At 43.7% G+C, this 13875-nt stretch carries 12 protein-coding genes; 5 read left to right on the top strand and 7 right to left on the bottom strand.

The window, feature by feature from the left end; all coding sequences use genetic code 11:
• Window positions 1-560 (bottom strand): DEAD/DEAH box helicase (locus ABW391_RS20505; RefSeq protein WP_353483782.1); only part of this gene is annotated, 560 nt, incomplete at its 3' end.
• Window positions 561-848: 288 nt separating this feature from the next.
• On the opposite strand from ABW391_RS20505, the gene gyrA reads away from it, so the two are divergent.
• Both gyrA and ABW391_RS20495 read left to right on the top strand, forming a co-directional pair.
• Window positions 849-3416 carry a DNA gyrase subunit A gene (gyrA, locus tag ABW391_RS20500; RefSeq protein ID WP_353483781.1) on the top strand — a complete coding sequence of 856 codons (2568 nt, stop codon included), beginning with the start codon at window positions 849-851 and terminating at the stop codon, window positions 3414-3416.
• A gap of 197 nt (window positions 3417-3613) precedes the next feature.
• Window positions 3614-4930 carry a tetratricopeptide repeat protein gene (locus ABW391_RS20495; protein WP_353483780.1) on the top strand — a complete coding sequence of 439 codons (1317 nt, stop codon included), beginning with the start codon at window positions 3614-3616 and terminating at the stop codon, window positions 4928-4930.
• 163 nt (window positions 4931-5093) lie between these two features.
• Here the strand turns inward: ABW391_RS20495 and ABW391_RS20490 are convergent, their stop codons facing one another.
• Together ABW391_RS20490 and ABW391_RS20485 are read right to left on the bottom strand one after the other, a co-directional pair.
• Window positions 5094-6227, bottom strand: coding sequence for an ATP-binding protein (locus tag ABW391_RS20490; protein ID WP_353483779.1), 1134 nt, complete (start codon window positions 6225-6227; stop codon window positions 5094-5096).
• Window positions 6228-6356: 129 nt separating this feature from the next.
• Complete coding sequence (locus ABW391_RS20485; RefSeq protein WP_353483778.1) at window positions 6357-6749, bottom strand: hypothetical protein; 393 nt, start codon at window positions 6747-6749, stop codon at window positions 6357-6359.
• Between the two features lie 314 nt (window positions 6750-7063).
• Between ABW391_RS20485 and ABW391_RS20480 the strand changes: the two genes are divergently transcribed.
• The 3 genes from ABW391_RS20480 (at window position 7064) to ABW391_RS20470 (ending at window position 11285) form a co-directional block, all read left to right on the top strand.
• On the top strand, window positions 7064-7786 hold the full coding sequence (locus tag ABW391_RS20480) for a hypothetical protein (RefSeq protein WP_353483777.1): 723 nt from the start codon (window positions 7064-7066) through the stop codon (window positions 7784-7786).
• 71 nt (window positions 7787-7857) lie between these two features.
• A complete protein-coding gene (locus ABW391_RS20475) occupies window positions 7858-8457 on the top strand; it encodes a hypothetical protein (protein ID WP_353483776.1) in 600 nt (199 codons plus the stop codon).
• Between the two features lie 5 nt (window positions 8458-8462).
• Complete coding sequence (locus tag ABW391_RS20470) at window positions 8463-11285, top strand: hypothetical protein (protein WP_353483775.1); 2823 nt, start codon at window positions 8463-8465, stop codon at window positions 11283-11285.
• Here the strand turns inward: ABW391_RS20470 and ABW391_RS29610 are convergent.
• The 4 genes from ABW391_RS29610 to ABW391_RS20455 all read right to left on the bottom strand — a co-directional run bounded on the left by ABW391_RS29610 (window position 11282) and on the right by ABW391_RS20455 (window position 13745).
• Entirely contained in the window at window positions 11282-11416 is a 135-nt protein-coding gene (locus tag ABW391_RS29610; protein WP_502916340.1) for a DUF6940 family protein, read from the bottom strand. The two genes, ABW391_RS20470 and ABW391_RS29610, sit on opposite strands and share 4 nt — an antisense overlap.
• A gap of 191 nt (window positions 11417-11607) precedes the next feature.
• Window positions 11608-11994 carry a type II toxin-antitoxin system VapC family toxin gene (locus ABW391_RS20465; protein WP_353483774.1) on the bottom strand — a complete coding sequence of 129 codons (387 nt, stop codon included), beginning with the start codon at window positions 11992-11994 and terminating at the stop codon, window positions 11608-11610.
• Window positions 11973-12242, bottom strand: a complete 270-nt coding sequence (locus ABW391_RS20460) for a hypothetical protein (protein ID WP_353483773.1) — start codon at window positions 12240-12242, stop codon at window positions 11973-11975. The genes ABW391_RS20465 and ABW391_RS20460 overlap by 22 nt, the downstream gene beginning before the upstream one ends.
• A 144-nt stretch (window positions 12243-12386) precedes the next feature.
• Complete coding sequence (locus tag ABW391_RS20455; RefSeq protein ID WP_353483772.1) at window positions 12387-13745, bottom strand: hypothetical protein; 1359 nt, start codon at window positions 13743-13745, stop codon at window positions 12387-12389.
• Window positions 13746-13875 lie beyond the last annotated feature (130 nt).

Raw genomic sequence — 13875 nt, 5'->3', positions numbered from 1 at the left:
GTAGCGGAGAACAAAACCGTTTGGCGAGAAACCGGCATTTGCGCCAAAATGCTCTCAATGTCTTCACGGAAACCCATGTTGAGCATTTCATCAGCTTCGTCCAAAACTGCCATAGAGATGTTGTCCAAACGCAAGGTTTTGCGCTTAAGGTGATCCATCACGCGGCCAGGAGTACCGACTACCACTTGTGGGCCAGATTTCAGCTCTTTCAATTGGCGCTGGATTGAATCGCCACCATATATGGTAGAGATGAACAATCCTTTTTTGTACTTGGCCAGTTTGCGCAGCTCTTCAGCTACTTGTACTGCCAGTTCGCGAGTAGGACACAATACAATTGCGGCTACTTCTCTGGTGCTGCAATCTATGGATTCCAACAAAGGAATGCCAAATGCAGCAGTTTTGCCCGTACCTGTTTGGGCCTGACCGATCAGGTCGTTCCCGTTGAGCAAATGAGGAATAGCTTCGGATTGGATAGGCGTGGCTTCTGTAAAGCCCATGTCATCGATCGCGCTTTGCACATCCTGGCTCAGTGCCAGGTCAGAAAATTTAACTTGTTTCATTAAGTTGTGTTAGATGTCTGGGGCGCACTATCCGTCACTTTCTGTTGTTGTCGCGCGACCCTTTTGACATATTAAGCCTGTGATTGCAGGCTTGGTAGGCAATTGTTCGAAGGAAAGTATTGCACTGTAAGCCCTGTAAGGCGGTGCAAAAGTACAGTTATTTTTTGAATTGTCAAATTTATTTCTAAAATTCATTTTTTTATTGCGTTTTGGGCTTCCCAAAAAAAACTGTATCTTTGCCTACCATTTTTTAAGCTTGAAACAGCGTTTAGTAAAATCACATTTTGCATGCCTCTAGATCAGCGCATTATTCCCGTAAACATCGAAGACGAAATGAAGTCAGCCTACATCGATTATTCGATGTCGGTGATCGTTTCGCGTGCTTTGCCTGATGTTCGGGACGGACTCAAACCGGTTCAGCGCCGGGTAATGTATGGTATGTCCGATTTGGGCGTAACCTACAACAAAGCGCACAAGAAATCTGCTCGTATTGTGGGTGAAGTACTGGGTAAATACCACCCCCACGGTGACACCTCGGTGTACGATACCATGGTGAGGATGGCCCAGGATTGGTCGTTGCGCTACCCACTCATCGATCCTCAGGGAAACTTTGGCAACATTGACGGCGATGGCCCTGCGGCCATGCGTTATACCGAAGCCCGGATGCGCAAAATTGCCGACGAATTGATGGCCGACCTTGATAAAGACACCGTCAATTTCACCAACAACTTCGATGATACCCTGACCGAGCCTTCGGTGATGCCTACGCGTTTTCCCAACTTGTTGGTCAACGGTGCTACGGGTATCGCGGTAGGGATGGCCACCAACATGATGCCCCACAACCTCAGTGAAGTCATTGATGGGGTAACGGCTACCATCAACAATCCAGACATCACTCCGGATGAATTGATGGAATTCATCCTTGCGCCCGATTTTCCTACCGGAGGCATTATATATGGTATGTCGGGCATCCGGGATGCTTTCCGTACCGGTCGTGGTCGGGTGGTATTGCGGGGTAAGGTGGAAATCGAAACCACCAAAACCGGCAAAGAGCAAATCATCATTACCGAAGTACCTTATCAGGTCAATATTTCTTCTTTGGAAGAAAAAATCGCCGAATTGGTCAACGATAAACGGATCGAAGGCATTTCGGCCATCTCCAATCAATCCAACCGTTTGGGGATTCGGGTGGTATTGGACGTCAAGCGCGACGCCATTGCCAAAGTGGTGCTGAGTCAGTTGTACAAATTTTCTCCGCTGCAAAATTCCTACGGGATCAACAACGTGGCCTTGGTAGACGGGCGTCCGTATACGCTCAACACCAAAGACATGATTGTTGAGTTCATCAAATTCCGTTTGGAAGTGGTAGTGCGCCGTACCAAGTTTGACCTGCGCAAAGCCGAAGAACGCGCCCACATCCTGGAAGGTTTGCTCATCGCCCTGGATCACCTGGATCAAGTGATTGCCCTCATCCGGGGTTCGCGTACGGTAGAGGAAGCCCGCGAAGGTCTGATGAGCAATTTTGGTCTTTCAGAAATTCAGGCCCGGGCCATTCTCGATATGCGCCTTCAGCGCCTGACCGGACTCGAACGCGACAAAGTGCGCAACGAGTACGAGGAAATCAAAAAATTGATCGATTACCTACAGTCCATTCTGGACAGCGAAGAACTGCGCAGAACCATCATCAAAGAGGAATTGGCCGAGATCAAAGCCAATTTTGGAGATGCCCGCCGCACTGTTATCGAAGCTGCCGACGGCGAGATCAACATGGAAGACATGATCAAGGAGGAAGAGGTAGTCATTACCATCTCTCACCTTGGTTACATCAAGCGTACGCCAGTATCTGAATTCCGGCAGCAAACCCGCGGCGGCAGAGGTTCTCGGGGCAGCAAAACCCGCGATGAAGATTTCATCGAGCACATGTTTGTGACCAATACCCACCACTACCTGTTGTTGTTTACTTCAGCCGGTCGTTGTTATTGGTTGAAAGGCTACGAGATTCCGGAAGCGGCCAAAACCGCAGCGGGCCGGGCCATTCAAAACATCCTCGCGATACCTAAAGAAGACAAGGTCAAAGCCTTTATCATCATCGAGAGCCTGGTGAACAAAGACTTTGTGGACAATCACTTTATCATGTTCTGTACCCAACATGGCGTGATCAAGAAAACACCCGTTGAAGCTTTCTCTCGCCCACGCGCGGGTGGCATCAACGCCATCACCATCAATGAAGACGACCAATTGTTGGGAGCCTGGCTGACCGGGGGCAATCACGAAGTATTCCTAGCCAGCCGCCGGGGTTACGCTGTGCGTTTCAACGAGTCTGCTGTTCGTTCAATGGGACGCAGTGCAGCCGGGGTTCGCGGCATGACTTTGGTCGACGATGGCAAAGATGCCGTAGTGGGCATGGTGTGCATCGCGCCCGACGACAAAGAATCGACCATCCTGGTGGTTTCTGAAAAAGGCAACGGAAAACGCTCTGAAGTAGAAGAATACCGCCTCACCAACCGCGGTGGTAAAGGGGTAAAAACCATCCAGATTACCGATAAAACCGGAATGCTGGTGGCTATAAAATCCGTTCGGGATGAGGATGATCTCATGATCACCAACCGTTCTGGCATCATTATTCGGATGGCCATCAACGAACTGCGCGTGATGGGCCGCGCTACCCAGGGAGTACGCGTCATCCGCCTCGACGATGACGACGATATTGCCGATGTAACAGTGGTAAAACCTGTTGTAGGTGCTGAGGTAGAAGAAGCCGAAATAGAAATGGGAACTGAAACCGGAACTGAAACCGAAGTGGGAACTGAACCGGAAACCGAAACTGGAACTGAACCGGAGATTGTAGAATCTTAGGCTCGGGGATTTTAGGGTTGTTTAAAATTTTACCAACTTTTGGAAATTTGTTGGCAATCCTAAAATTAAGGTTTGGTTAAATTTTCCTACATTAGCCCAAACAATTGATCCATTCATGGACATTTGCGTCAGAACTATGCGTGTCACAACGATGTTCGTCACAATCATGACTTTATTCAATCTAAATCATCTTTAACATGAAACAACTGTTTTTTCTGGCTTTGTCATTCCTGTTGATCTCTACAACAGCCAATGCGCAGGACTATAAAGATGCAAAAAAAGCATACAACACTTTTACGCTTGACCATTTCAACAACAAAGCCAAGCTGAAAGACGCAAAAGACGCCATCGACAAAGCGATGGGCGCTGCCGAAAACCAGGCCATTTTGGATGCCTGGGTTACCAAAGGCAAAATTTACAACTCGATCGCGGAGGAAGTTTTGCAAGTCAAAACGACTGGATTGGGCAAATTGGAAGAGCTTCCTACTGCCGAAGCGCCTGCCGTAGAAGCGTACAGTGCTTATGCCAAAGCCTTGCCTTTGGTGACCAAAAAATTTGAAACCAAAGACATTCTTGCTGGATTTCAAGCTGCACAAGGTTTCCTGGACAATTTTGGTCGGGTCGCTTTCGAAGAGCAGAAGTACAAATTGGCTTATGAGAACTTCCAATTGTTGCTGAATTCTCATGAAGAGTTAAAAAAGAATGCCCAAAAAAGTATCCTGGATACGGAGGAAGCCTACAACTATGCCATGTTTCTGACTGCAACCGCAGCGCTACTGGCAGAGAAAAACGATGTTGCCAAGCCTTTGTTGGAAAAATTGTATCAAGCCAAATACGACAAGGCGGCCATCTACGAGAGTCTGTATACCATGAATGCGGCTACTGACATCAACGCTGCTTATACTTACCTGGATGAAGGCCGTAAGCGTTATCCTGAAGAAATCAGCTTGCTTTTTGCCGACATCAACCACCACCTGAAACTGGGTAAGTTGGACATCCTGATCGAAAAGCTGAAAGCCGCTATCGCTCAAGAACCAAACAACGTTTCTTTGTACACCGTTTTGGGCAGCGTTTACGACAACCTGTATCAAAAAGCGGAAACAGCAGGTGACAAGGCCAAAGGAGAAGAATACTTCAACGCTGCCCTGGATTATTACAACCAGGCCATCGCCAAAGATGCCAAAAACGTTGACGCAGTGTACAGCATCGGTGCCTTGTACTACAACAAAGCAGCCGTGACTACTCAAAAAATGAACACTTTGGAAAACGATTATTCCAAAGAAGGTTTGAAGAAATACAAAGAAATGAAGGAAGAGGTATTCGCTCAGTTTGAAAAGGCACTGCCTTTCTTCAAGCGCGCAGAAGCCCTGGATCCCAACGATACCAACACCCTGATCGCCTTGAAAGAAATCCACGCCAAAAAGAACGAACTGGAAGCTTCCAAAGAGTTCAAGCGCCGTTTAGAAGTGATTCAAGGGGGTGGCAAAAATGAAAAGCCTTACTATCAGCAGTAAGTTGCTTGGAGTGGTTATATGAAAAAAAAGAGGGTGAAAGCTATGATTTTCACTCTCTTTTTTTGTTAAAATTTATGGAAATTTAACCTGGTCCGCTGGCACAACAAAAAACTAAAACAACCATGATCTTACAATTAGTGCAGAGATTTGGTTTGTGTGAGGATTAATCTTCTGTCAAAAAGCTCAGGTAATTTTGTGGATTAACCACTTTTAAACCTACATTAGGATAAGCCTTTTGGAATACCTCTGGCAATGAGGCCCCTTTTGATGGATTCCATTTGAATTCGTAGGTATGAATACTGCCGTCGTATTCTTCAAGATAATCTATTTCCTGTTGTTGAGTGGTGCGCCAGAAATACGACTGCCCATAGAATTCTCGATAAAGATTGTACTTCCTGCGTTCCGCGATTAAAAAATTCTCCCATAATCCACCCACGTCCGTCCTCAAATCCAAGGGGCGAAAGTCCCCAATCAATGCATTGCGGATCCCACAATCCCAGAAATAAATCTTGCGAGATCGTTTGAGTTCATTGCGTATATTGCGGCTAAACGCGGGTAAACGAAAAACAATAAAGGACTTTTCCAATAAGTCAATGTACCGTTGAATGGTTTCGATATCACAAGATAAAAAGGATGCCAAATTATTGAATGAAACTTCACTACCAATTTGCAAAGCCAGGGCACGAACCAGTTTGTCCAATAGTTCAGGCTTACGCAATTCTTGAAAAGCAAACACATCTTTGTACAAATAACTGCTTGCTAGTTGGTTGAGTAGTTGGCGTTCCAGTTCCGGGTGGGTGACCACTTCAGGATACATGCCATACATCATGCGTTGGTGTAAATGCCGACTTTCCTCAAAAGTACCGTGATGTAGCACCATTTCGCTGGTGGAAATAGGCAAAAGCATGAATTCCCATTTGCGCCCCGTCAATGGTTCATTGACTTCATTGGCCAAGTCAAAGGAAGAAGAACCAGACACCAGAAGGCGAGGCTTTTTAATTTGATCAATGATGATTTTCAGGGTTAACCCAATGTTTTTTACCCTTTGCGCTTCGTCGATTAGTAATAATTCCGCATCGCCGATCAGACTTTGTAAATTTGGTAAGGTATGGTCTTGTAGCCGCTGCCTTACCAAAGCATCATCACAATCCAATCGCAGTACTTTCAGAGCGCTTTGCTTTCCAATTTCATCCAAAATGGTGCTCTTCCCAGCTTGGCGAGGGCCCAATACAATTACTGCCTTGCCTGGAGCAAGACGGGAGGAAATAGTTGAATAAAGGGTGCGTAGAATGAGCATGGAAAGAGAATTTAGTTTAAAAATACATTATTTCTCGGTTATAACCGAGAAATAATGTGATATTTCTCGGTTATAACCGAGAAAATAAAAAAACCAAACATCTTTCATACTTGTAAGGAGCGATAAAATTTATACGCCGCGCTGAATCAGGGTTTTGAATTCGATCGCCACTAGGCACAGAACCACCACCATTTCCAGCAAAAAATACGTCAATCCCCATTTGGTCAGTTCTTGGCGAAAATAAATCACAAAAGCGGCGGTAAGGCCACAATACAGCAGATTCGCAATGGCAATTCCTCGCAGCTGAGGGCGCCAATTTTCATTAAATCGAACATGGTTCCAAAAAGAATAAAGGGCGAATAGACAGGCTAAAGCGGCCAGGAAGTAGAGTGTTTCGGGGGGCATTCCGAAGGTCGCTTCAGCACTTGCCAACACTACGCCTAATAGAAAGGCGGAAAGCAGTGCACCCACCCCATCAATGAGGAAGAGCAGCTTGGGATTTGAGGTTATTTTGTTCAGCATTTACGGGAGGGATAAGAGCATGTTTAATTTTTGTTGTTTGAGGCGAAAATGAGGCCAATTTAGGCTGAATGAGACTCGAAAAGCGGAGTTTAGCAGCAATTTTGAAAATGGATGTGTGTAAATTGTTGATTAGGGCGAGGAGTTGAGTTTTTTAAACAAAGAAAGCCCCAGTATTTTTGTTAAATCAAAAAAAAAGTAGAGCTTTGCCGTATCTAAAAGCCTTTATGATTAAGGATTTTTATTTGAAAACTTACGTTAAAGATCGTTAAACAATTACACACATTAACTAATTTTTATACAAATTATTTCAAATCATGAAAACAACTTTGCAACTTGTGCTGATCATTTTGATCCTCAGCACTAATCTAAGTGTATTACAAGCCCAGAAATTCCAACCCGGAACTTTTAGCTTTTCTGGCAAAAAAAACGCCTATGTAACTTTACAAAACGGTACCCAGTTACAAGGCAACATCAAAGACCTTGATCGCAAAAAAGGCTTGATCGAGGAAGTGGTGTTGGAAAACGTAGACGGCTCCAACAAAAAACGCAAATTGAAGCCCGCAGAAATCAAACACATGTACCTCCCACCTTCTGGATGGGACAAACTGGGCAAATCCCTCGATTTTTTATCGGATGCGACCCAATGGGACAACGTTGATTTAGACAAAGACATCATTGGAAAAGGCTACGTTTTTTTTGAACAAGCCCCAGTCCGGATTGGCAAAAAAACACGTAACTTATTGGTACAGTTGGTCAATCCTTCGTTCAGCGGTAAGTTGAAAGTGTACTTTGATCCATTAGCAAAAGAAACCACCAGTTTGGGTATTGGGGGCATTACAATGGTTGGCGGTGACGAAAAATCCTACTATGTGCGTAAGGGTAACGCAGCGGCATACCGCCTGAAAAAAGCCGATTATAATGAAGAATTCAAACCCTTGTTTGAAGATTGTGCCGATTTGTTCAGCAAATATGGTAAAGATCCAAAATGGGCGGATATTGAACAGCATGTGTTTGAGCACGCAAAGACGTGTAAGTAAACATTAGTGCGCTTTGCCTGGGCAAGGAAAACATGCCTGGGCAAAGTTCTTTTTAATTCATATCCAGTTCAATGATGAAATTTTATAATTGCCTTTTTGCCCTTGTTGGCTTAGTCATACAACTACCCGCACAGTCAAAAAATTATTTCAAATACATCGATACGGAAAATGTGAGGACAGAACGAACTGCCTGGGGGCCTGTTCAACACCTCAAAATAGGCCCCAAGTCATTTGGAGAGATCAATCCCAAGCCTTATCACTTGGTGTTCAATTTCAGATATAGCTACATCAAAAATCAATTTCCCATATTCATGCAATCTATTGATGCTGCCGGATATTTAGATAGCGTTCTGATTGACCACGAAATAAATGTAAGTGGCTCAGTAAAAAAGTTATATCTGGGTATTGACATACCTTTTGCCTTGCAATCCGCAATCATCAAAGCTTTATTGGACAAAATTGGTATTGTTGATGAAGTTGTGCTTTTAAAGAAAGGTGATTTCTCGAACGAGACCAGAGAAATTGTGATTGGAGGGGGAAACTGCCCGTATTCATCACAACAGCTCTATTTGCGTAGCTTTAGCAACATACGACAATTAGCCCAGGCCCAAAACAAAGAGGAATTCTTTCATATTTTTGAACAACTCAATGAGGGCTATTCAAAACATTAATCATTATGAAAAACTGGACCTGCCTCCTCTGCTCTTTTTTGTTTATAAGTTGTATTTTGAATGGCCAAACCTTGGTCATAGACATGGACACCACTACGGAAAGCAGCACCCCTAATGGCATAAAGGCTGGAATCAATGGATTCGTCTTTTTAGCAAAAGATCCAATTCATGGTTTAGAACTTTTTCGGAGTGATGGTACAGAAGCGAATACCAAAATTTTCATGGATCATATACCTGGCCCCAAAGATGTTTTATTGTGGGATTATGAGGTATTTGATAATCATGTTTATTATGCCCTCGATAAAGAAAAAGCGATTGAAATAAGAAAGGGGGATATTCAAACAGGTGCATCGATTTTAATTTGTAAAATTGATACCCGCATAGAGTATGATACCAACAACAAGGATAAATTTCTGCTACATTTTAGGAAGTCAGGTGACTTCATTTTTTTTCTCTTTGTAAATGAATTGAAAAAACTTGAGCTCTGGTGTATTGATATTAAACAAAATAATGCCAAAGTATTACACACTTTTCCCACCTGGGAGATAGGACAAATGATGGCGGTTACTCCTGAGCACCTTTTCTTATTAACAAAAAAATACAACGCTGATACTAGCCATCTTTGGTGTGTCAATCAACAATTGGCATTATCCCATACAGGAGAAATACTAGGTTGGGGGGACTCTGAAAAAATTGCCACACTGGGCAACTCCATGTACTTCACTGCTTTTGAAGCCGGCGATAAAAAGAGCAGACAAAGAATTTTATGGTCAAGCGATGGAAGACCAGCTGGCACCAAACCCGTTTTATGTCCAATCGACAACGGAAAAATTATGGGGGTCGAATTTCTCAATACTTTCAAAGCGGAGCTTTATTTCTTGGATTTTCACGAAGAGAGAAGAAGAAGTCTGTGGAAGCTCAACTCGAAGAGCCCGATTCCACAGATTGTCTTAACCTCAAAAAAAGATGTAGAAACGATTGCTTTTGGTAAAAATTTTAACGTCACAGATAATTACCTGTATTTTGAAAAATATTTTGTAGCTACTAAGTCATACTCCCTTTGTAGAACCAACGGAGAACCTGGGTATTTTCAAACGATGGCAGCATTTGCCGAAAATAAAAACCCTTCCAATTATTTACCTACAGGAAATACTTTGTACTTATCTCTCCAAGGCCACGAACTGTGGAAGCTAGGGAACCAAGACTCCACGCCAGTTCTACTGACTATTTTACCTGACTCCCTTGGCTTCTCCTTCGCAAGTTCAGTAACCATGGGTAAAGCTGGAAAAATATTTTCTCCATTGAATTCGAAAGGGGAAACCAGCCATTTTTTATTTTCTGATGGTTCACCGGAGCATACTAAAATCATTTGGACTGCCCCGCATCGAGACTATTACTATCAACAATGCATACTATTTTGGAAAAACCGATTGTACTTTGCCATCAATGATTTGTGGCATGGTACAGAATTATGGTTTTATGATCCCACAAAAAATAAATTGTCCTTGCTCAAAGACATCAATACGATTAATGCAAGTGCCCGTCCACGTGCTTTGACACTTTATAAAGGAGGAATTTATTGTGCAATAGCAGATCGAAGTGGCTCTTTGCTTGAGCAATCAAAATACGTTTATGTTGATCTTAAACATTCACCTGGTCTTAAAGAAACAAACATTTCAACGATTGAAACTATGCAATTAATTGATGTAATTAAGCCAGATTCACTTCTAATTCTGGATAAAAAAATCCTGGTATCAGGCATCAATTTTCGAAGGTTATTCTCTGATTTAACAAACATTACCTACGAGGGCAGAATTCAAGATAAACTATTAATGAGAGCCTATTCTGAAAAACAAGGTTTTGAACTTTGGGTAACGGATGAGCGATTTGAATCCATTCAACTTTTAAAAGAAGTCGGACCTGGAAAAATAGGAGGATTCATGAGTTCCAGTATTTTCAAGCTTTCAGACACTTTAATGTGTTTTGTAGGGGGAAACAATGGCTCTGATAAAGTCATGTGGAGGACAAATGGCTACCCCCAAGGTACTTATCCCCTGGTTCAAAACCGCACGAGGTCGCTCGATTTTATTATTGACAGTATCTATACTTTATTACGCCCCCAAGGGAAACTATTTTCAAATTTATCGAATATTATCAAGAGTAATGATAAAATCAGTCCTGGCGCTGATTACGGACCACTCCTAAGCAATGGCCAATATTTATTTTTTGACCTTAGTCAAAAAGGGCGACAACTCTGGCGAACTGACGGAACACCAGAAGGCACTATTTTCTTAGCCTACATAAGCACTGACGTGTATAAGACCTGGGCACTTACAGAGTTATTCAATGTAGGCCCATTTGTCTACTTTATAGCAGCCAACCAGCTTGGCATCGAACTCTGGCAAACCGATGGTACACCACAGAATACGAAAATAGCTTTTGACCTAAATCCAGGGCCTGCCCATGGCAGCCCGGATGAATTGGTTGTACACAATGGTGAAGTATATTTCTCTGGCAATGATGGGGTACATGGCAATGAATTGTTCAAGTTTACCCCACAGGGAAATACAACAGAAAGCTGTCCAATTAAAGTAAGTGTGGGCAAGAACAATAGCTGGAGCTTACAAGTGTCCAGAACTGGTTTTATCCCCTCCAAAGCCAGGATCGAGTTGTGGGCTTCCAATGGAGAATTAAAACCCTTAAAGTTCACTTTTACTGCGGGGAAAGCTATTTTGGATTTAAAAAAATTTGAGCCTGGCACTTATTGGTTGTACATCGTAGAAGGCACAAAAAACTGGATACAAGCCATAGTCAAGTTAAGAAATTAAAGCAAGATACTTGGAAAAGGCCATTTCTTATACCCCTCATACCGATAATACTTCGGCCTAGAATCTATACGCAAATGCAACCAGGATATCCCCAAGCCCGCCGTGCTGAGCCACAGCGGTTGATCATTCAAACCTGCTAGGGTGACCCTTTTAATACCCAATTATTTGATTTACAAGCAGTTGGATATTCAAAGGGTCACCCTAATTTGGAATTGAAGCGTAGTTGTGCTTGGATTGAGATTTATCATAAATGCTTGCCACATATTTGCAATAGCTGTTTTAATCCTTTTCGGGTATTTTTCAGTAATTCCTTATCTTGTGTTTATTTAAGTATCAGCCACTCTATCCGCTCAAAATGCTTAAGATTCAAAGTTGCAAGTGGCAGTGTATGCTGCAAAGCTGTAGCTGCGATCAAGATATCCCGAAACTCAATCAGTTTATTTTTAGTACGTAGATCAAGATAAATTTGACTTGCGATTTTGGCGGTATATAAGTCGAAATCCAGCACAATGACTTGCTCGCAAATCTTTTCTACATCCTGTTTTTTAGCATCTGAAGTTGCACCATTGAATAACTCGAAAACCGAAATAGGAGACAAATAAAGCTCATTGTCACCAAAAAGCTTTGAAAAAACTGTTTGTGGTCGATTATAACTTCGTAGATAATCAATTACAATCGAGGTATCAATTAAAACTCGACTACTTTCCATTGATTGATGAAATTCTGACTTTCAGAAACCGCCTGCGCATCCTTTTCATCCCAAACACTCAACAAGGACAATGCTTTCAATCGCTCCGTTTTATTCCCCCTATCAATGGCGTTTGGCAATACGGCCTTATCTTCTTCCGCAGCAACTGGCAAAATGATCACCTCTACCTCTGTGTGTTGAAAAGAGTCAGGTAATTCAATGACCAATTTCTGGTTTTCGACCTTATAAATACTTCTGATGGCTTGCATATTAAGATTATTACTAGGCCAATTTAAGATATTTTAGGCAAGAATCAAAGCGATGATGTTCACTTTCTAATTTTGACTCATTCCTACATACAAAAAGGAAACCGCTAACACATGACCGACCCATCTGATCCCTCCCTCTTAAAATCACTTCACCCGAAACCTCACCCCAAGCTCCACCCAATTCGGTCTCAACACCAAATCGCTCGATTTGGTGAACCCTCTGGTCGAATACCGGTACCCCAGACTGGTGCTCCAACGCGGAGCCAGCTGGTAAGACAGCTCTCCATGCAGCGCAATGACCAGGTTGCGAAAGTTGGCTTTGGTCAAGCTTGAGTTTTGGGTCAGAATGGGCGAAGAAGTAGACCCGCCATTTTGGGAAGTGACCGGGGCAGTCTTATCCTGGTTAGCCGATTCAAACAAGCTGGCATTAAAGTATTGGCCTCCCAACCGAATGCCTTGTACATACTGCACACTGCCGCCCAATGCCGCACCGAAGCGTTTGCCAAGGGGATGGTACAATCCAACATTCAAATCGATCAGTTGCAGGTTGATGCTGGATACGGTTGGAGTGGTACTGCTGCCTTTTGATGCATTAAAACCAGGGGTAGTTTGGGTATTGAGTTGCACATCCATGGTGCGGGTCTGGCCAGTAGAATCGAGTTGAACGCTTTTGAAATCCACTTCGGTTTGGGTAAAGCCAGTACCTACCCGCAAGCGAAATTGGCCCATGGGGATACCTGCCAGAATGCCGACCCGATAGCCACTCAAGCCTTGCACCCCATTGGTGATTTGTGTCCCTGCTTCTGCCCACCATTCCAGTTTTTGATGGCGTTTTTGAAAAGAAAGTTCAGGGGTTTCCGGCTTGGAGTCAGGCTGGTTTAGGTCAAAATGTGCAGTAGGAACAAGGCCAAGGGTGTTCCTTTTTTCCGACAGTGGCTGGGAATCATCCAACTCAGGTTTGCTTGTACTGCCCTGCTGATCAGGTAGCGATTCGGAAGCTACAGGCAGCTTTGGGGTTAAGGAATTCAGCGGAATTTCTGGAGTGGCTTGATTTGCGCCTTGGGCATGATCGTCCCAACCTGATAGATCAGTTGGCTTTGTCGATTCCGTTGCAGATGACTTTAACCCGAATTCTTTGCCTGGTCTGGCAGCAATTTCTAGCTGAACGGATGTCTGGTTGTCCTGAACGACTGGGGTTGTCTGGTTTTGAACCAGCGGTATGTCTTTGTGGAGTTTTGCCTTAGCAGATTTGTCGGGCTTGGTCTGCTCATCTGCTTTCCTTGCCGCGATTGCCTGCTTATTGCCCATTGCGGTTTTGGAGGCCACCGGAATATCGTTTCCCATCAACGAATCTTGCGCCGTCAGGAGGCACAGTCCCAATGCAGGCAACAGCCAAAACAGGAACCCTCGGCGTTTCCGCTCTGGCATTTCCCGATCCAGGATCTTGTGCATCTCTTGCCAAGCGTGGTCGGTAAACAAATCGTCGTGTAAATTATCCTGCATAATTCCGTTGATTAGTGAGTTGACGATTGATCATCTCTTTCAATTCTTTGCGCGCAATAGACAGGTACCATTTTGAAGTACCTTCACTCATGCTCAACATTTCGCCGATTTCGGCGTGGGTATATCCTTC

Source organism: Haliscomenobacter sp. (assembly GCF_040403615.1).
Taxonomy (GTDB): Bacteria; Bacteroidota; Bacteroidia; order Chitinophagales; family Saprospiraceae; genus Haliscomenobacter.
This window is presented reverse-complemented; position numbering and strand designations above follow the sequence as displayed.